The organism is Paraburkholderia sp., assembly GCF_035656215.1.
Lineage (GTDB): Bacteria > Pseudomonadota > Gammaproteobacteria > Burkholderiales > Burkholderiaceae > Paraburkholderia.
Genome location: NZ_DASRSY010000312.1, coordinates 13,912 through 31,642, shown reverse-complemented (window position 1 = coordinate 31,642; position 17,731 = coordinate 13,912). Strand labels below are relative to the sequence as shown.

General features: G+C 60.7%; 16 protein-coding genes and 1 pseudogene. 8 read left to right on the top strand and 9 right to left on the bottom strand.

What is annotated here, in order from left to right; translation table 11 throughout:
* Both VFE81_RS17815 and phnA read right to left on the bottom strand, forming a co-directional pair.
* A pseudogene (locus tag VFE81_RS17815) lies at positions 1 to 159 on the bottom strand (phosphonoacetaldehyde dehydrogenase); the annotation flags it as partial.
* 13 nt (positions 160 to 172) lie between these two features.
* Positions 173 to 1,408, bottom strand: coding sequence for a phosphonoacetate hydrolase (gene phnA / locus VFE81_RS17810; protein WP_325045853.1), 1,236 nt, complete (start codon positions 1,406 to 1,408; stop codon positions 173 to 175).
* A gap of 271 nt (positions 1,409 to 1,679) precedes the next feature.
* Here phnA and VFE81_RS17805 point away from each other — a divergent pair, with 271 nt between their 5' ends.
* From VFE81_RS17805 to VFE81_RS17785, 5 genes are all read left to right on the top strand, one after another.
* Complete coding sequence (locus VFE81_RS17805; protein WP_325045852.1) at positions 1,680 to 2,690, top strand: putative 2-aminoethylphosphonate ABC transporter substrate-binding protein; 1,011 nt, start codon at positions 1,680 to 1,682, stop codon at positions 2,688 to 2,690.
* A gap of 128 nt (positions 2,691 to 2,818) precedes the next feature.
* Positions 2,819 to 3,910 carry a putative 2-aminoethylphosphonate ABC transporter ATP-binding protein gene (locus tag VFE81_RS17800; protein ID WP_325045855.1) on the top strand — a complete coding sequence of 364 codons (1,092 nt, stop codon included), beginning with the start codon at positions 2,819 to 2,821 and terminating at the stop codon, positions 3,908 to 3,910.
* Positions 3,907 to 5,634 carry a putative 2-aminoethylphosphonate ABC transporter permease subunit gene (locus tag VFE81_RS17795; protein WP_325045851.1) on the top strand — a complete coding sequence of 576 codons (1,728 nt, stop codon included), beginning with the start codon at positions 3,907 to 3,909 and terminating at the stop codon, positions 5,632 to 5,634. Before VFE81_RS17800 ends, VFE81_RS17795 begins: the two co-directional genes overlap by 4 nt.
* A 34-nt stretch (positions 5,635 to 5,668) precedes the next feature.
* Positions 5,669 to 6,799 (top strand): 2-aminoethylphosphonate--pyruvate transaminase, encoded by a 1,131-nt coding sequence (locus VFE81_RS17790; protein ID WP_325045850.1) that lies wholly within the window; start codon positions 5,669 to 5,671, stop codon positions 6,797 to 6,799.
* Positions 6,800 to 6,905: 106 nt separating this feature from the next.
* Positions 6,906 to 8,294, top strand: a complete 1,389-nt coding sequence (locus VFE81_RS17785; protein ID WP_325045849.1) for an FAD-dependent oxidoreductase — start codon at positions 6,906 to 6,908, stop codon at positions 8,292 to 8,294.
* Positions 8,295 to 8,406: 112 nt separating this feature from the next.
* On the opposite strand, the gene VFE81_RS17780 is transcribed toward VFE81_RS17785, so the two are convergent.
* The 3 genes from VFE81_RS17780 to VFE81_RS17770 all read right to left on the bottom strand — a co-directional run bounded on the left by VFE81_RS17780 (position 8,407) and on the right by VFE81_RS17770 (position 11,207).
* Entirely contained in the window at positions 8,407 to 9,114 is a 708-nt protein-coding gene (locus tag VFE81_RS17780) for a phosphonate utilization associated transcriptional regulator (protein WP_325045848.1), read from the bottom strand.
* 311 nt (positions 9,115 to 9,425) lie between these two features.
* Entirely contained in the window at positions 9,426 to 9,719 is a 294-nt protein-coding gene (locus VFE81_RS17775) for a DUF1330 domain-containing protein (RefSeq protein ID WP_325045847.1), read from the bottom strand.
* 177 nt (positions 9,720 to 9,896) lie between these two features.
* Entirely contained in the window at positions 9,897 to 11,207 is a 1,311-nt protein-coding gene (locus VFE81_RS17770; protein ID WP_325045846.1) for an MFS transporter, read from the bottom strand.
* 177 nt (positions 11,208 to 11,384) lie between these two features.
* On the opposite strand from VFE81_RS17770, the gene VFE81_RS17765 reads away from it, so the two are divergent.
* Entirely contained in the window at positions 11,385 to 12,374 is a 990-nt protein-coding gene (locus tag VFE81_RS17765; protein WP_414695614.1) for a LysR family transcriptional regulator, read from the top strand.
* Positions 12,375 to 12,380: 6 nt separating this feature from the next.
* On the opposite strand, the gene VFE81_RS17760 is transcribed toward VFE81_RS17765, so the two are convergent.
* The 4 genes from VFE81_RS17760 to VFE81_RS17745 all read right to left on the bottom strand — a co-directional run bounded on the left by VFE81_RS17760 (position 12,381) and on the right by VFE81_RS17745 (position 15,744).
* On the bottom strand, positions 12,381 to 13,304 hold the full coding sequence (locus VFE81_RS17760) for a glyoxylate/hydroxypyruvate reductase A (protein ID WP_325045844.1): 924 nt from the start codon (positions 13,302 to 13,304) through the stop codon (positions 12,381 to 12,383).
* 22 nt (positions 13,305 to 13,326) lie between these two features.
* Positions 13,327 to 14,103: a class II aldolase/adducin family protein gene (locus VFE81_RS17755; protein ID WP_325045854.1), complete on the bottom strand. Its 777-nt coding sequence runs from the start codon at positions 14,101 to 14,103 to the stop codon at positions 13,327 to 13,329.
* Positions 14,104 to 14,602: 499 nt separating this feature from the next.
* Complete coding sequence (locus tag VFE81_RS17750) at positions 14,603 to 15,175, bottom strand: chromate transporter (protein WP_325045843.1); 573 nt, start codon at positions 15,173 to 15,175, stop codon at positions 14,603 to 14,605.
* A 2-nt stretch (positions 15,176 to 15,177) separates the two neighbouring features.
* Positions 15,178 to 15,744, bottom strand: coding sequence for a chromate transporter (locus VFE81_RS17745; protein ID WP_325045842.1), 567 nt, complete (start codon positions 15,742 to 15,744; stop codon positions 15,178 to 15,180).
* Between the two features lie 263 nt (positions 15,745 to 16,007).
* Between VFE81_RS17745 and VFE81_RS17740 the strand changes: the two genes are divergently transcribed.
* Complete coding sequence (locus VFE81_RS17740) at positions 16,008 to 16,721, top strand: alanyl-tRNA editing protein (RefSeq protein ID WP_325045841.1); 714 nt, start codon at positions 16,008 to 16,010, stop codon at positions 16,719 to 16,721.
* Positions 16,722 to 16,744: 23 nt separating this feature from the next.
* A complete protein-coding gene (locus VFE81_RS17735; RefSeq protein ID WP_325045840.1) occupies positions 16,745 to 17,599 on the top strand; it encodes an AraC family transcriptional regulator in 855 nt (284 codons plus the stop codon).
* The last annotated feature ends 132 nt before the right edge of the window (positions 17,600 to 17,731 follow it).

Here is a 17,731-nt window from a genome sequence, read left to right as displayed (position 1 = left end):
CACGTCTTCGAGGGTTGCTTTCGGCACGGTGCCGACGAGCGAGCCATCGTAGGGGTTGCGCACTTCAATCACTTCGTCGCGAAAGATTTTTTCGCCACCAATGCGCAGTGCTTCATGACGCACCTGCAATTGAGTCTTTATTTCAGCAACAGCATTCATTTCTGATCCCCGTTCATTGAAGGTGATTGAGTGCGATATCGATGATGTCGAAGTTGCGCAGCCGTGCCCGCTGCGTGACCGACTTCGCGACCGGCTGATTGAACAGGAGCGGCACGATCTGCTCGGCAAGGCCACCATGCGAGCGCAGCGGCACGTCGAGTCCGGACAGATCGTGCTTGATGCGTCGCGTGCCGAGCACCACGTCGCGCGTTGAGATCACGATGAGGTCGCCCATGCGTGCAGGCGGAAGTTCGAAGCGCGCGCAGCCTTCAGCGCCCGTCAGCACGACTTCGATGCCGGGTTCCGCTGCGAGCCGGCGGCGCATCGCTTCGAGGTCGGCTGAGGCGGGCAGATAGACCGTCGCGAACGATCCGAGCGCGCCGTGATGCACGACGTAGGGGTCCGTGATCGGCAGGATCACGCGGGCAGCGTCTTCGCCGAGCCATTCGTCGAAGCGCTCCTGCAGATAGATCACGTTGGGCTCGCCGTCTTCGTTGTGCTTCGCATTCATGCCGTGGTCGGCGGTGAGCGCGACGATCGCACCCAGCTCGTCGAGCCGCTGCAGGTAGCCGTCCATCATCTGATAGAACGCGTTCGCGCCGGGAGTGCCGGGGGCGCACTTGTGCTGCACATAGTCGGTGGTCGACAGATACATCAAGTCGATGTCTCGGGTTTCGAGCAACCGCACGCCGGCCGCGAACACGAACTCGGACAGGTCCGCGCTATAGACGCTCGGCACCGGCTTGCCGACCAGTTCGAGCAGGTTGTCGATACCGTTCTCTTCAAGTGTCGCTTCGTCGGCTTTTTCCGCCGAGAAGCAGACGCCCTTCAGACCTTTGCCGAGCAGCCGGCGCAGTTTGTCTTTTGCCGTGACCACCGCAACGTTCGCGCCCTGTTCGGCGAAACCGGCGAGCACGGTCGGGGCGACCAGGTACTTCGGATCGTTCATCAGCACCTCGGTGCCGCTCTCGCGATCGAAAAAGTAGTTGCCGCTAATGCCGTGCACGGCGGGCGGCACGCCCGTCACGATCGACAGATTGTTCGGGTTCGTGAAGCTCGGCACGACGCAGTCGCCCTTGAGTGAAGTGCCGGGACGCAGCAGCTTGCCAATATAGGGCGCGACCCCCGCCGCAGCCGCCATCTCCAGATATTCATACGCGCAGCCGTCCACGCAGACCACGACGACGGGTCTGCGCATCCAGTTGTAGCTGCGGCCGTTCACTTCAATAGAAACCGGTGTATCGCTCATGACATGTCCTCTGGGCTAGGGTAATTCGGGTGATGACGATGCGGCGTTATGTGGCAAAGTGTGGCAATACTTGACATTAAAATTGATACTTTGTAGATTGTCAACAACAGACAACAAATCACAAATTCTTAGGGGTGGTCGTCTGGAGGGTTGCAACACGCAGTGGTCCCGTAGCACCGGTCGTTTTCGTCGCTGGCCGCGACGCCACTTTTGAAGGGGTCTGGAAATGAAGGAACAGTCGGGGTTTAAAGCTTGCAGAGGTCGTCTGAATATGGCGCTGCGCTGTCTGGTCGCCACCGCCGTCACGCTCGGCGCAGTTCAGTTCGCGTACGCAAAAACGCAGTTGCTGGTCTATACGGCGCTCGAAGACGAAGCGATGAAGCCCTATAAAGACGCCTTCGAAAAGGCCAATCCGGATATCGAAATCCGTTGGGTTCGCGATTCGACTGGCGCGGTCACCGCAAAGCTGATCGCCGAAAAGAACAATCCGCGTGCCGACGTGGTGCTCGGACTCGCGGCATCCAGCCTGACGCTGCTCGATCTGCAGGGCATGCTGATGCCCTACGCGCCGAAAGGGTTCGACAGTCTGACGCGCAAGTACAGCGATGCGAACACGCCGCCGCACTGGGTCGGTATGGACGTATGGGGCGCGACGGTCTGCTACAACCGCATCGAAGCGGAGAAGCGCCACCTGCCTAAGCCGACGTCGTGGGAAGACCTGACCAAGCCGATCTATAAGGGCATGGTCGTGATGCCGAGCCCGGTCTCGTCCGGCACCGGCTATCTGGATGTCACGTCATGGCTGCAAACGTTCGGTGCGGATAAGGGCTGGAAGTACATGGACGCGCTGGACAAGAACGTCGCGCAATACGTGCACTCGGGCTCGAAGCCCTGCACGCTGGCGGGCACCGGTGAATTTCCGATCGGTATCTCCTTCGAATTCCGCGGCCACGAGTTGCAGGCGCAAGGCGCCCCCATCGACCTGATCTTCCCGAAAGAAGGGCTGGGCTGGGACATGGAAGCGACCGGCATCATGAAAACGACAAAGCAGCCGGAAGCGGCCAAAAAGCTCGCGGACTTTATGGCCAGCAAAGAGGCCAATGAAATCACCGCGCAATGGTGGGCGATTGTTGCGTACCCCGGTGTGGCGAAGAAACTCTCGGGCATCCCCGATAACTATTCGGAATTGCTCGTGAAGAACGATTTCACATGGTCCGCAAAGAACCGCGACGCAATTCTCGCGGACTGGCAAAAGCGCTATGGCAACAAGGAACAAAAATAAGGCCGCGTTCAGCCAGGTTTAGCCAGGTTTAGACGAGAGCCGGGCCGCGCGCTGCGTGGCCCCGAACGATGCGGTGATGCAATGGCAGTGCATTGTCGCCATGCAGATAAGCGGTACCGGAGGAGATGATGACAGCGTATTTGAGCGTGCAGCAGGTCTATAAGCGGTTCAACGACACGCCGGTTCTGGAGGACATCAATCTTGGCGTGAAGAAGGGCGAGATGCTCTGCTTTCTCGGCCCGTCGGGATGTGGCAAGACCACCTTGCTGCGGATCATTGCCGGACTGGAAACACAGAGCGCCGGCCAGATCATGCAGGACGGCCGCGATATTTCGCGGCTGCCGCCTCAGCTTCGCGATTACGGCATTGTGTTTCAGTCGTACGCACTGTTTCCGAATCTGACTATCTTCGACAACGTGGCCTATGGCCTTGTGAATCGCAAGATGAAGCGCGCGGCGATCGCCGATCGTGTGAACGAACTGCTCGCACTGGTCGGCTTGCCGGACGCGCAGCGCAAGCATCCGAACCAGTTGTCGGGTGGCCAGCAGCAGCGCATTGCGCTGGCGCGCGCGCTTGCCACTTCGCCAGGTCTGCTATTGCTCGACGAGCCGCTCTCGGCGCTGGATGCGCGCGTGCGCGTGCGGTTGCGTCAGGAAATCCGTCAGTTGCAGCAGCGCCTCGGCGTGACCACGATCATGGTGACGCACGATCAGGAAGAAGCGCTTTCCATGGCCGACCGGATCGTGGTGATGAATCAAGGCGTGATCGAGCAGATCGGCACGCCCCACGAAATCTATCGCGAGCCGGCGTCGCCGTTCGTGGCCGATTTCATCGGCAAGGTCAATCTGATTCCGGCTGAAGTGGCACGCGACGGCAGCCTCAAGGCGGGCTCCATCGCGCTGCGCTACGGGTGCGGATCGGAGCGCGCGGTGCTGGGGTCGAAAGTGTCGGCGTTCGTGCGCCCGGAAGACATTCACCTCAGCGCGCCGGGTAGCGAGGCGGACAACCTGCTGCCCGCCTCGGTCGAGAAACTGGAATTCCTCGGCGCGTTCTGCCGGGTCAGCTTCAAGGTGGACGGGCTCGGTGAGCAGGAGGTCGTTGCCGACCTGTCGTTTCATGAAATGAATCGTACCCGCCTGCAACCGGGATCGCGCTTCAATCTGGCCATCAACCGCGAACACGTGTGCGTCTTCTCCGCCGCGAAGGAGCGACTCCAATGAGCGCCGTTCTGATCGAGCGTCGCAGCGGCGACGAAGGTCACGCCGAGGTGCGCCAGAAGAGCCATTGGCATGACCGGATCGCGCAGTTGGCCCTCCTGCTGATGTCCGCGTTTCTCGGCGTGTTTCTGCTGGTGCCGCTGGCATTGGTCATCGGGAAATGTTTCGTCGATGCGGATGGGCATTTCGTTGGACTCGCCAATTTCACCGGCTATCTGGTGGATTCGGGCGTGTGGACGTCGACACTGCATTCGGTCACTGTTGCCTGTCTCGTGACGGCGATCGTGATTCCGATGGCTTTTACGTTTGCGTACGCACTGACCCGTTCGTGCATGCCGATGAAGAACGCCGTCCGCACGGTGGCGCTGCTGCCGCTGCTCGCGCCGACGCTGCTGTCCGCGGTGTCGTTCATTTACTGGTTCGGCAACTCGGGCATCCTGAAGCCCTTGCTTCACGGGCATTCGATCTATGGGCTGCCGGGCATCGTATGCAGTCTGGTCTACGCCTCGTTTCCGCACGTGCTGATGATTCTCGTGACGGCGCTGTCGCTGTCCGACGGTCGCTTATACGAAGCGGCCGAAGCGATGGGCACCCGCCGCACACGCAAATTCTTCACGATCACACTGCCGGGCGCGAAGTATGGCTTGATCAGCGCGACGATGGTGTCGTTCACGATCTGCATCAACGATTTCGGCGTGCCGGTTGTGATCGGCGGACCTTATTCGGTGCTTTCCACCGACATCTATAAGCTCATCATCGGCTTGCAGGACTTCAACCGGAGTGCGGTGGTCAGCCTGCTGCTGCTCTGTCCGGCGCTGGTTGCGTTCGCGGTCGACTTTTTCATTCGCCGCAAGCAGCAATCGCAACTCGGCGCGCGCTCGACGCCGTATCAGCCGAAACCCACGCGCGGCTTCGACATGGCGATGCTCGGGTACTGCGGCTTCGTCTGCCTGCTGCTGTTGGCGGTGGTCGGCATTTCGGTGTTCGCTTCGTTCGTGAAGTTCTGGCCGTATCAGATGAGCCTCGGCTTGCAGCACTACAAGATGGGACTGATCGGCGCTGGGATCTTCGATGCCTACAAGAACAGTCTGAAGATGGCCGCATGCGTGGCGGTCGGCGGCACCATCATCGTGTTTGGCGGCGCGTATCTCGTCGAGAAAACGCGTGGGCCGCGCTGGTTACGCGGCTTTATCAATCTGTGCGCGATCCTGCCGATGGGCGTGCCGGGTCTCGTGCTCGGCATAAGCTACATCTTTCTGTTCAACTCGCCCTCCAACCCTTTGAACGGCCTTTACGGCACGCTCGCGCTGCTCGCGATCGTCACGGTGGTGCACTACTACTCGTCTAGCCACCTGACCGCGGTCACCGCGCTTCGTCAGATCGATAACGAGTTCGAAGCGGTCTCGGCTTCGCTGAAAGTGCCTTTCTACAAGACGTTTTTTCGCGTCACCGTGCCCGTGTGCCTGCCGTCGATCCTGCAGATCGCGCGCTATCTGTTCGTCAACGGCATGACGACGGTGTCGGCGGTCGCTTTTCTCTATTCACCCGACACGCAACCGGCCTCCGTCGCCATTCTCAATCTCGACGACGCAGGACAGATTGGACCGGCCGCCGCGATGGCCACGCTGGTCCTCGTGACGGCCGCGTTCGCCTGTTTGCTGTTTGCCGGCGTGTCGCATGGCGTATTACGCAGAACCCAGGCTTGGCGCACGTCGCGCCGTGGTTGAAACGAGTCTTCATCAAGATCTATTAGGAGCTACTGTGAATCTGCCCTCCCAGCCCATTTTGCTCACCCCCGGTCCGCTCACGACCTCCGATCGTACGCGTCAGGCAATGCTGCGCGACTGGGGATCGTGGGACGGTGATTTCAATCAGATCACTGCCCGTGTCCGCCAGCAGACGCTACGCATCGTGCATGGCGAAGACACACATGAATGCGTGCCCTTGCAAGGCAGCGGCACGTTCTCGGTCGAGGCCGCGATCGGCACGCTGGTGCCGCGCGACGGACATGTACTGATCCCGAATAACGGTGCGTATTGCCAGCGGATCGCGAAGATCTGCAAGGCGCTCGGCCGTCGTCATCAGACGCTCGACTATCCCGAAGACAAGCAGGTCAAGGCGGCTGATGTCGATCGCGCATTAGCGGCTGATCCCAGTATCACGCACGTTGCGCTGGTGCATTGCGAAACCGGTGCCGGGGTGCTCAATCCGCTGCACGAGATTGCCGTGGTTGTCGCAAAGCATGGACGCAGTCTGATCATCGACGCGATGAGCTCGTTCGGCGCAATCGACATCGACGCGCGCGAAACGCCATTCGACGCCGTCGTGGCCGCCTCCGGGAAATGTCTGGAAGGGGTGCCCGGCATGGGCTTCGTGATCATTCGCCGCAGCACGCTGGAGCAATGCGAAGGCAACAGCCCGTCACTCGCCATGGATCTGTACGATCAGTGGGCCTACATGAATCGCACGACGCAGTGGCGCTTCACGCCGCCCACCCACGTCGTCGCGGCCCTCGATCAGGCAATCGCGCAATACGTGGAAGAGGGCGGTCTCGAAGCGCGCGGCGCTCGCTATGCCAACAATTGCCGGGCACTGATCGAAGGCATGGCCGCGCTCGGCTTTCGAACCTTCCTCGACCCGGCGATTCAGGCGCCGATCATCGTCACGTTTCATGCGCCTGACGATCCGAAGTACGACTTCAAGACGTTCTACACGGAAGTGAAAAAACGCGGCTATATCCTGTATCCGGGCAAGCTCACCCAGCTGGAAACATTCCGTGTCGGCTGTATTGGACACTTCGGCGAATCCGGCATCCCCGGCGCGGTCGCTGCTATCGCCGATACGCTGAAGGCGATGGGGATTAAGCGGGTATCGGCGCAAGCGGTGGCCTGAGCTGGTCTGACTATGTCCACGTGCGAAGGCTTCTTTCCGTTGGAGCGGGAAGAAGTCTTTCTTTTCGCCGCGTGGCATTAAATCGTTGTATCAATGCGAGCAATTCATGCGTCCGTTCTGGATTGAACAAGCACTCTTTGCCGATGGATCACTGGCGTCCGCACTGCAAGGCGCGACCACTGCCGATGTTTGCATTGTCGGTGGTGGTTTCACGGGGTTGTGGACGGCCATCCAGGCGAAACAGAAGAAACCCGATCTCGACATCGTGATCATCGAGAGCGATCTGTGCGGTGCGGGCGCAAGCGGCCGCAACGGTGGTTGTCTGCTGACGTGGTCGACGAAGTTCTTCACGCTGCGGCGTCTGTTCGGCGAGGCCGAAGCGATCCGTCTCGTGAAAGCGTCCGAGGCTGCTGTTGGGCGGATTCGCGACTTCTGTGTCGAGCACGATGTGGATGCCGAGCTTCGGCTTGACGGCACACTCTACACCGCGACTTCGCGCGCGCAAATCGGCTTGCTCGATCCGGTGATTGCCGCACTGAGCGAGCATGGCATCAATTCGTATCAACATCTTTCGCCGGACGAAGTGGCGAGCCGTTCCGGTTCGGCGCGCAATCTCGGCGGCGTGTATTCACCGGTCGCGGCAACGGTTCATCCGGGTAAGCTCGTGCGCGGGTTGCGGCGCGTCGCGATCGAAATGGGTATCCGTATTTACGAACGCACACCGATGCTCGACTTCACTTCCGGCGAATGCGTGACCGTACACACGCCCGCCGGCAGCGTGACGGCTTCCAAAATGGTGCTCGCGATCAATGCGTGGATGGCGAGTCGCTTCCAGCAGTTCGAACGCACGCTTGCAGTTGTCTCCAGCGACATGATCGTCACCGAGAAATGCCCGGAGTTGCTGCATCAGATGGGATTGAAAGATGGCGTATCCGTACTCGATTCACGCATCTTCGTTTACTACTATCGCAGCACGGCGGACGGCCGGCTGATGCTTGGCAAGGGCGGCAATACGTTTGCCTGGCGTGGCCGGATCGCGCCGGTGTTCGATCAGCGCTCGCCGTATGAAGCCGATCTGACGCGCAGCCTGCATGATTTCTTCCCCGCGTTGCGCGACGTGCCGGTGACGGCGAGCTGGAACGGTCCGTCGGATCGGTCCGTCACCGGCTTTCCGTTTTTCGGCAGGCTCGACGACGCGCCGAACGTGCTCTATGGATTTGGCTATTCCGGTAACGGTGTTGGACCGACCTATATGGGCGGACAGATCCTGTCTTCACTGTTGCTCGAGCTCGACAACGAATGGACGCGCAGTCCGTTGACGACCGGACCGTTGGGCTATTTCCCGCCCGAACCGATCCGCTTCGTCGGCTCGATTACCGTGCGCGACGCGATTCGGCGCAAGGAACGCGCGGAAGACGAAGATCGGCAGCCCTGGCTGGTCGACCGATTGCTGAGCAAGCTCGCCAATGCTGCCGGAAAGTCAGATAAAGCGTAGGCTGTGGCGGCCGCGGGCCCGCAGACAGGCGGATCCGCAGCGCTGAGCACGCTGGGCGTGCTGCACGTGCTGCACGGGATGCGCGTGCGTAACCGCCCAGCTTGCTTCGGTCTTAACCGGCATTCGTTGCAGACGCCACCCAGTGCTCATGGGCGTGCCGCATTCTCGCGAGGCCATGAGCAACGTGTTCGCGCACAAGCGTGACGGCGAGTTCCGCATCGCCTTTCGCGAGCGCGTTGACGATTTTTTCGTGTTCTGTGACCGACGTCGCCAGCGCGCTCTTTTCCGATTCGATTGCGGCCTGACGGAGCAAGCCGAGCTGACGGACGAGATGCCGATAGGTTTCGATCAGGTGCTGGTTGCCGACGCCCGTCACCATCGCATCATGCAACTGGACGTTCAATGCCGTATAGCGAGTGAGGTCATGGTCCTTCTTCGCGGCTTTCATCGATGTGATGATGCCTTTGAGCGTTGCAAGCGTTTCGGGTGTCATCCGATTGGCGAGCGCGCGGACGACCGATTCGTCCAGCATTGCACGGACTTCGTAAATCTCCTCGGCCTCGCGTAGCGACAGTGCGCGCACCGTGACACCGCGGTTCTTCTCTGTCTTCAGCAATCCTGCCTGTTCCAATGCACGGAACGCCTCGCGCAGTGGTCCGCGCGACACATTCAACCGCGTGGAGACTTCGACTTCGTTCAACTTCTCCCCTGGGGCGAATTCGCCTGAGACGATGCTGCGTTCGAGGGTTTCCTGGACGAGCGTCGCGAGGGAGTGCCGCTGCAGCAGTTCGATGGCGCTAGATGTTGTTGGTGTGGTCATGAGCAGCGAATAAGAACAAAGAATGAGATAACGAACAGTCGGCTTCTTTGAACATACGTGGCAGTTTGTTTATTGTCAACAATCATCAAAGCCGCCGGCCGACATTAAACTCGCAAGCTACTTGCCAACGCGTCTCAAGATACGCGGAAGGCCATCGACGGCGTCGGCGCGCTCGTGCAGGCCGCGGCCGACTGAGCGAATGCGCAGGTCAAGCGCGGCAACTGACCTACGCATTCGCTGCGAGACGCTGCAGTCCGACCTGCTCGGGAACGCAACGTTTCACACCGGTCACGTCCGTCGCGTCGTACGGGTCACTCGGCGCCGCGAACGATTCGCAGATCGCGCTCGACGGCGTCGCCTAATGCTTCAAGCGCCTTCTTGTAGGCATCGCTTTCATATGCGGCAATGGCCTGCTCGTAGGTCGGAAATTCAATCACGACAGTCCGTTCCTTCAAGCCTTGCTCACGAACCTCGTCGGCTGAGCCGCGCACGATGAATTTGCCGTTAGCGGCTGCCACAGCGGGCCCTGCCAGCTGTGCATACGCTGCCAGCTTCGACGGGTCCTTCGTCGCGCGGTAGACGGTTACCCAATATCCCTTGCTCATGTGTATCTCCTTGTTCTGAGGCGAGAAAGTAATAGTCGCGTTGCAAGCAACGACGCGGGAATTATGTCACTTCGAGCATCCCCGCGTGCGCTTCACACTCGCGCACGTGTTCGGCCGGTTTGCGTCCATCCGCACCAATCGACATGATTTTCCCCGATCACCCCCGGCCGGGCAGCCTCAGTTGGCCAGCACCGCAGCCGATCCCTCCGAACGTATCCCCTTGCGATAACGCCCGAGCCCCACGATTCCGACCAGCGACACAGCCGAAAGCATGCTGAAGAAAATCGCCAGTGGCAGCCACTCGCCTTTGTAGTTCTGCGCGAGCATCGTGCCGATCAAAGGCGTTGTCCCACCGGCGATCGTCGCGCACAGTTGATAGGCAATCGAAATGCCGGAGTACCGGACTTGCGTGGGAAATGCGGGCGTCATGAAACCGGCGATGACTGCATAAATAGCAGACAGCACCACCACCGCGAGCGAGATACCCGCCACGATCGCGATGGGATTCTGCGTCTTGACGAGCAGGAACATCGGGTAGGGCGTAAGCATGGACAGCAGGGCGGCGCAGGTCAGAAAGCGGGTCTCGCCGACACGCTGTGCCAACAGCGCCGAAATTGGCTGGGACGCCAACTGGATGAGGGTCACGACAAACAGGCAGTCGAGAATGAACGATTTCGACATGCCGAGATAACCGGTGACATACGAAATCATGAACGTGTTGGTGAAGAAGAACCCGGCAGAGCCGATCGTCGTCGCCATCGCCGCCATGACGATCGGATACCACGCGGTGCTCAGCACTTCCTTGACCGGCGACTTCAGCACCTCGCGATTCTTGCGAAGCTGCTCGAACTCGGGCGACTCGTTTACGCCGAGACGGATCGCCATACCGATCACGAGCAGCACGAAGCTGGCGAGAAACGGCAGCCGCCAGCCCCAGGCAACGAAGCTTGCGTGATCGAGCGAGGTGACGAGCCGGAAAGATACGAGCGAAAGAATCAACCCGGCCGGACTGCCCATCTGCGGAAACGATGCGAAGAACGTTTTGCGGCCGGCGGGCGCGTGCTCGCTCGCCATCAGTACCGCGCCGCCCCATTCGCCGCCCACGGCTATGCCCTGGAGAATCCGCAACAGCACGAGTGAGATGGGCGCCCAGATGCCGATACTGCTATAGCCGGGTAGCAGACCGATGCCGGTCGTGGCGATCCCCATCAGAAACATGGTCAGCAGCAGCATCTTCTTGCGGCCCAGCTTGTCGCCGAGATGCCCGAATACCGCGCCGCTCAACGGGCGCGCAATAAAGCCGACAAAGAACGTGCCGAACGAAGCCATCGTACTGAGGAAATGATTGCTGCTGGGGAAGAACACCTCGCCGAGAACCAGCGCGGCGGCGGTCGCATAGGTGTAGTAGTCGTAAAACTCGACGGCCGTGCCGATAAAAGCCGCGGTGGCGGCGCGCACAGGCTGATGAGTCTGTTCAGAAGGGGACATGGGGATCCTGTTGATGGACGAGCAGCGTTGGCTTGACTGCTGTCTTTATCGGTCGCCGAAATACGCCCGCAAAATTCGCATTTTTAATCTTCACTATCAGAATGGCTAATGCTCGCCCTAATCGAAAACAATAAGTCTCATTTCTAATTCCGATCCTCAGTATAATTTTCGCGGATGATGAAAACAGTGAGACCCGTCGTGAGCAAAGACCGCCCGGACACCTATCTGAACGACCGCCTTGATTGGAACCTGCTGCGTACTTTTCTCGCCATTGCGAAAGAGGGCAGCGTGAGTCGTGCGGCGACGAAGCTGCATCTGACGCAGCCCGCAGTGAGCCAGGCGCTGCGCCGGCTGGAGGAACAGTTGGGACTGCGCCTCGTGGATCGCCACGGTCCGCGCATCGAGGTCACGCAGGCCGGTATCGAAGTGAGGCAGATTGCTGAAGACGTGTACGGCACGATCTCGCGTCTGTCGCTTGCCGAGGTGGATCGCGATCACGATATCTCCGGCATGGTGCGCGTGAGCACCGTCAGCGGAATCGATTTTCCGGCCTACGACACGTTTCTCGCGGAGTTCCATCGCACGTATCCGCGTATCGAGCTCGAAAGCCAGGCAATGCGCAGCGCCGATGTGGTGAACAGTCTCCAGCAAAAATCCGCAACGCTTGGACTGACGCCGCGGCGCGCGTTACCTAAACGGGTCGACAGCCGCGTGTTTCTGCGTCAACGGTATGCGCTTTTCTGCGGACGTCATCATCCGCTCTTTGGGCGCACCGACCTTCAGGTCGCCGATCTGGCCGGCGAGAAGTTTGTCTCCTTCACCGGCGACAAAGTCGGCGACCACATGTCGCCGCTCACCTTCTTTCGTGATGAGATGGGGTTCACGGGGCGCGTGGTCGGCTCGTCGTCGAGCATGACCGAGGTCAGGCGTTTCATCTTCGCGGGCTTCGGCATAGGTTGCCTGCCGGAACACGTCGTGCGCGATGACATCGCGCAAGGCCGCCTTCAACGGTTGCCACCGGATGAAGGTGTCGCCGACCTCGATATCTACATGCTGTGGTCACTGGACCGCAAGCTGAGCGCCGCTGAAACCGCGTTTATCGATGCGCTGAATGTGTTCATCGACGGCGAGGCGAACGGTGCTGACCGCCAGCGCGGCGCTCAATAGACACACTCAATAGCCACGCGTAACGTCGACTACATTCTGCAGCGGTTCGCCGCGGATCAGTCTGCGTGCGTTGTGCGCCACCTGCGTTCCGATCGTTTCCGCGCTTGCGACTGACGCCATGTGCGGCGTCACGATCAGATTCGGTGCCCGCCATAAATGATCTTCGCGGGGTAAGGGTTCGGTCGGGAACACGTCGACGATCGCACCGCCGATCTGCCCGCTCGTCAGCGCCGCGATCAGGTCCGCGGGCGCCAGATGTTCGCCCCGGCCGACGTGGATCAGTTTCGCGCCCGGCCGCAAATGTTCGAAAGTGTTCGCGTTGAGAATCCAGCGGGTTTCGTGCGTGAGCGGCAGGAGACACACGAGGATGTCCGTGCCCTGGAGGAATGGCTTGAATTCCTGCGGACCGGCGAAGGTCGTCACGCCCGGCAGTTCACGAGGCTTGCGTGCCCATCCGTGCACCGCGAAGCCGAAGCGCTGCAAATCCGTGGCGACGCGGCTGCCGATTTCTCCCAGTCCCATGACGCCGACGGCGCATTCGGAAGCGTCACGCTGTTCGTGACGGAACCAGCGGTCAAGACGCTGATTGGCGAGCACGCGGTCGAGTTGGCGATGAAAGTGCAGCACGCCCCACGTAACGAATTCGCTCATGCCACGTGCGTGTTGCGGATCGACGACCCGGCACAGCGGTACGGCGGGCAGGGTAGGGTCGGACAGAATGTTGTCGACGCCGGCGGCGATGCTGTGCACGAGCCGGAGTTTGGGCAACGCTGCCAGCGCGCCTGCCGGTGGATTCCAGCACACGGCGATTTCTGCATCGGCGGCGTGCTCGCCGTGCATCACGACATCGAGGTCAGGGGCGGCGCGCTGAATCGGTTGCACCAGGTGTGACAAGTCGAAGTCACGGCTCACCAGAACTAATTGGGTCATTGCATCGAATCGGATAACGGGTCTAGTTGCGATAGTCGGATAGCGGGTCGTCGATCAACCGTAACGCCGCGCGCCACGCCAACTCCGAAATTCCCGCAGAGTCGTCGCGAGCGAACTGGCTCGCGGTCAACTCGCACACTTCTCGCGGCGGGATGCGCAGCGCGCTGCCGCCGGCCAGCGCCTGAATTTGTGCCTGACAGGCCCGCTCGAGGAAATAGATTTCGTGGAACGCTTCGGCGGCCGTGGCGCCTGCTGCAAGCAGCCCGTGATTGCGCAGAATCATCGCCTTGCAGGAACCGAGGTCGCGCACCAGACGCTCGCGCTCGCCGAGTTCGAGCGCGATGCCTTCGTAATCGTGATAGGCGAGCTTGCCGTAGAACTTCAACGCATGCTGACTGATCGGCAGCAGCCCCTGTTCCTGCGCCGATACCGCTGTTCCGGCGGCAGTATGCGTATGGATCACGAAATGCAGATCGTCGCGTGCCGCGTGGATAGCCGAATGAATCGTGAACCCGGCGGCGTTTACGCGAAACAAGGCCGGTTCGCTGCGCGCCCGCTTGTCGATGACGTTGCCGAGATGATCGATCTTCACGAGGTCCGACGCGCGCATCTCATGAAACAGCACGCCATAGCGGTTGATCAGAAATGCCGCCGGCTCGCCCGGCGAGCCGGGCAGGCGCGCCGTGATGTGCGTGTCGATCATGTCCGTCATGCGGAAGTGAGCGGCCAGCCGGTAGAGCGCCGCCAGGTCCTCGCGTACCTGCTGTTCGGTGCCGAGCGGCGCGGGTTTGTCGCTCATGCGATCGGGTGTTGGCGTGGATTGCATTTCAGAAGACTCCCTGGTTCTCGCTTGCTGTCGTGCACGTAGTGTTCGTTAGCATGTCAGTGTCCGTCAACTTCATTGTTCTAATGCTGATCAACTTGGGCCTTGAGGCATGGCGGTTTCAGCGGATGAATGCACCCATTGCACGTATGTCCTGATGCCTTTATCGGGAGCCAAAAACAATAAGTAAAAGTCTGTTTTCTAATCCTTTGTATTAATGCGGCGAATGGTCGTGCGGCCGGTCCGGTGAGCGGCTTCGTCTGGCTGTCCGGCCCGTCCAGCCTCACTGGAGGACTGGCGCATGCGGTTTTCCCCCGCGACCCGGCCAGGGTGCTTGTCCTGCGCATAAAACAGTACCTTGCATTGAATAGTACCGAGTACTTGAGTTCGTTCTCCATCACATGGATCGGTGCGTTGGCAGGTGCCCAGCGAAGCTGACGCGCGCTTGCCCGGCATCTTCCATGATGAGCTGGCGCTAACTTGCTGTATGCACTTGAAGCATAGCCGGCAGCGTGGCGCCAAATTCAGACATGCCGAGCAACAGCAATGCACCGCAAAGCAATAAAAGCAGCGGATTGATTCGCGTGCTGAGCAGCGTCGCGACTGAAACGAGGGCAATCGCTTTGGCCGGAAGCCCACCGTCGAGCGACTTCAGCAGAACCCAGCCCGCAGCGAGGATCATGCCGGATGCAACAGGCCGTAGCCCACGCTCGAGCGCCAATTGCCACGCCGCGCCTTGATAGCGTGTCCAGATGTGCGTCACGCCGTAGATCAGGATGCCGGTAGGGGCGAGCAATGCCAGCGTGGCCACGACAGCGCCCCAGAAGCCCGCGATCTGCCAGCCGATCAATGTAGCCAGCAGCGAGCCGGGGCCAGGCGCCATGCGCGAGATGGCAAAGTCGACGGCGAACTGGGCATGCGTCATCCATCCATGTACGTCGACAACCTGCCGTTGGATATCGGCGATGATGGCCTGGCCGCCACCTATCGTGACCAGTGACAGGGGCGCGAAAACCGCCGTTAGCTGTAGAAGAACGCGACTCGACATGGCTAGGCTTTGCGTAGTTTGATGTATTCGGCCAGCACGCTCAGGCCACCGGCGCCTGCCACGACCCACACCAGCGGCAGGCGCAATATACCGACCGCGATGAAGGTGCCCGCGAGGAAGAGCAGAGGAAGGAGTCTGCGCCGCACCCGGAGCGCGGTCGTCACGCCCATTGATAAAGACAGGCCGGTGGCCGCGGCTGCCGCGCCCGCGAGCAGGATGTGAGCGATCGGGAACTGCAGCAGATGACTGAAAAGCGTGCCGAGAATAACAATGAAAATGGCGGGCGGGATGATGATGCCGGCGACCGCCAGCAGCGCGCCGCGCCAGCCGAGCAGACGGTGGCCGATCCATATCGCCATGTTTTTGACGTTGATGCCCGGCAACGCCTGAGAAATGGCCAGGCCGTTCAAAAAGTCTTCTTCACTGATCCAGTCGCGATCCTGGACGAATTCCCGCAGGAGCCAGCCGCTCAGGCCGCCACCGAAGCTGGTGAGTCCGATACGGCTGAATATAAGGAAAAGCCCGGTAAGGGTGGGCGGTCGACTCGCGTTGGCGATTTGTTGGGACATCGAATCTTCCAGTCAGATTGGCGTATGACAGGCGAAATATTGGCCCATGGCGAGCGTGCCCGGTCATGTGCGCCTGGAAAATTATATCAATCGGAGGTTTGTTTCCGGACGACGAAATCGATGTGATCGCGCCCGCGGTGGAAGTAGCGAAGACAGGCAGTCATGATCCGGCCCCAGCCGTAAAGGGCATTTTTAACCAAGACGACCTCCCATGAGACTGGTTATGCTAGGCGTAATCAGTCATTTCATGCGAGGACATCAAGGTGCCGCACTATCTTTGCCATGAGCAGCCGGACTTACTCGAGTTCGAAACGAGCGTGATCGCTTCGCGGCCCGGCGCAGTTGTGCTAGGCCGCTCGGCCTTGCACCCTGGCGGCGGCGGTCAGGTCTCGGATGCGGCGACGCTGACGCATGCGCACGGCGCCGTTCGCATTACCGGCGTCGAGCCGGAAGGCGGCATGCTGTGGCATCTGCTCGATGAACCGCTCGAACTGAACGGCAACGTGCACGTAGCCGTCGACGCGGCCCGGCGCGCCACCGTCGCCCAGCTTCATACGGCCACGCATATTCTCAACGCCCTCGTGTATCAGCGCTTCGCCGGTGCGCTCGTGACCGGCGCGCAGATCAATGCCGACGGCACTGCCCGCATGGACTTCGATCTACCCGAAGCGGATAACGACGCGCTGCGCCTGCTGGAGGAGCCCGCTAACGAGGTGATCCGCAGCGCGATGGACGTGCGCACCTATTACGTGAGCGCAACGGAAGCAAAGTCGACCCAGGGCCTGATCCGCAGCCTGTCAGTGGCGCCGCCGCCGACATCCGACGGCACGGTGCGGATCGTCGAAATCGGCGACCTGGACCGGCAGGCTTGCGGCGGCACGCATCTGACCAATACAGCGCAATCGAGACCGATCCGCTTCGTGAAGATCGAGAACAAGGGGCGCCGCAATCGCCGGGTGAGAATAGAGCTGGTTTGAAGGGCATCCCGGGAGAGCGACCCATGGACACATCGGATAAAAACGGCCCGGAGGTGGTGTGCTGGCGAGACGGCGCGCTCGACGGCGCCTGTCTCGCCAGCGCCCGCTACGGCGAGCACAAATTCGACCGGCATCTGCACGATGAACTCGTTATCGTCATGACGCAAACTGGTGCGGGCCAATGTCATACGCGCACCGGCAGCGACGTCGCCGGACCTGGCAGCGTGCTCGTGTTCGGGCCAGGCGAGTACCACAGCGGCGAGGTGTGGGAAGGTCGCGAATGGATCTACCGCGCCATCTATCTCGACATGGAGGGGCTGGGGACGTTGGGCGCTGTGTTCTTGCCCGACTCGCGTCCCGACAAACCGCTTCTGATCCCGCCGGGGCTCTATCAGGATGCGCACCTCGCCGGTCTGCTGGTCAAAGCGCATGCGAGTCTGGATGAACACGGCTCCGTTTCGCTGATGGAGCGGCAGGCGAATTGGTGGGCCGCGATGGGGATGCTGGTCGGACGATATGGGCAATCGAGGCACGAACTCGGCGAAGCGCCGCGCGAAGCCCGCAAGATGGCGCAAGTGCGCGAGTATGTCGCCGCCAACTATGCGCGCGATATTCCGGTCGATGAGTTGGCGGAACTGGTGGGTCTAAGCCGCTATTACCTCACGCGTGCCTTTTGTAAAGAGTTTGGACTGCCGCCGCACGCCTATGCAACACAGGTGCGGCTGCTCGCGGCAAAACGGATGCTGGCGGCGGGACATAGCGCGGCGACGGCTGCCGCGGCTGTCGGCTTTTACGATCAAAGCCATCTCAACCGGCTTTTCAAGCGGGCCTATGGGATTACACCGGGGACGTATGCGGCGCTGAAGCCAGGGCATTAGTCGCTCGCGGCCGAGATGCAGTACGCGACCCACAGTGCGCGGCGAACCGGCAGCATCATGCACGCTCCAGCGCCGCGCGTGAAGTCAGTTGTTCATCATCCGGTCGCGATGAGGCACGACCCACGAGCGGTC

Excerpts from the sequence above, each read along its gene's own strand:
- phnA (WP_325045853.1), bottom strand. The coding sequence starts at position 1,408 with ATGAGCGATACACCGGTTTCTATTGAAGTGAACGGCCGCAGCTACAAC.
- VFE81_RS17750 (WP_325045843.1), bottom strand. The coding sequence starts at position 15,175 with ATGTCGAGTCGCGTTCTTCTACAGCTAACGGCGGTTTTCGCGCCCCTG.
- VFE81_RS17785 (WP_325045849.1), top strand. The coding sequence starts at position 6,906 with ATGCGTCCGTTCTGGATTGAACAAGCACTCTTTGCCGATGGATCACTG.
- VFE81_RS17745 (WP_325045842.1), bottom strand. The coding sequence starts at position 15,744 with ATGTCCCAACAAATCGCCAACGCGAGTCGACCGCCCACCCTTACCGGG.
- VFE81_RS17755 (WP_325045854.1), bottom strand. The coding sequence starts at position 14,103 with ATGAGCGACAAACCCGCGCCGCTCGGCACCGAACAGCAGGTACGCGAG.
- VFE81_RS17760 (WP_325045844.1), bottom strand. The coding sequence starts at position 13,304 with ATGACCCAATTAGTTCTGGTGAGCCGTGACTTCGACTTGTCACACCTG.
- VFE81_RS17780 (WP_325045848.1), bottom strand. The coding sequence starts at position 9,114 with ATGACCACACCAACAACATCTAGCGCCATCGAACTGCTGCAGCGGCAC.
- VFE81_RS17795 (WP_325045851.1), top strand. The coding sequence starts at position 3,907 with ATGAGCGCCGTTCTGATCGAGCGTCGCAGCGGCGACGAAGGTCACGCC.
- VFE81_RS17775 (WP_325045847.1), bottom strand. The coding sequence starts at position 9,719 with ATGAGCAAGGGATATTGGGTAACCGTCTACCGCGCGACGAAGGACCCG.
- VFE81_RS17770 (WP_325045846.1), bottom strand. The coding sequence starts at position 11,207 with ATGTCCCCTTCTGAACAGACTCATCAGCCTGTGCGCGCCGCCACCGCG.
- VFE81_RS17805 (WP_325045852.1), top strand. The coding sequence starts at position 1,680 with ATGGCGCTGCGCTGTCTGGTCGCCACCGCCGTCACGCTCGGCGCAGTT.
- VFE81_RS17765 (WP_414695614.1), top strand. The coding sequence starts at position 11,385 with ATGAAAACAGTGAGACCCGTCGTGAGCAAAGACCGCCCGGACACCTAT.
- VFE81_RS17735 (WP_325045840.1), top strand. The coding sequence starts at position 16,745 with ATGGACACATCGGATAAAAACGGCCCGGAGGTGGTGTGCTGGCGAGAC.
- VFE81_RS17800 (WP_325045855.1), top strand. The coding sequence starts at position 2,819 with ATGACAGCGTATTTGAGCGTGCAGCAGGTCTATAAGCGGTTCAACGAC.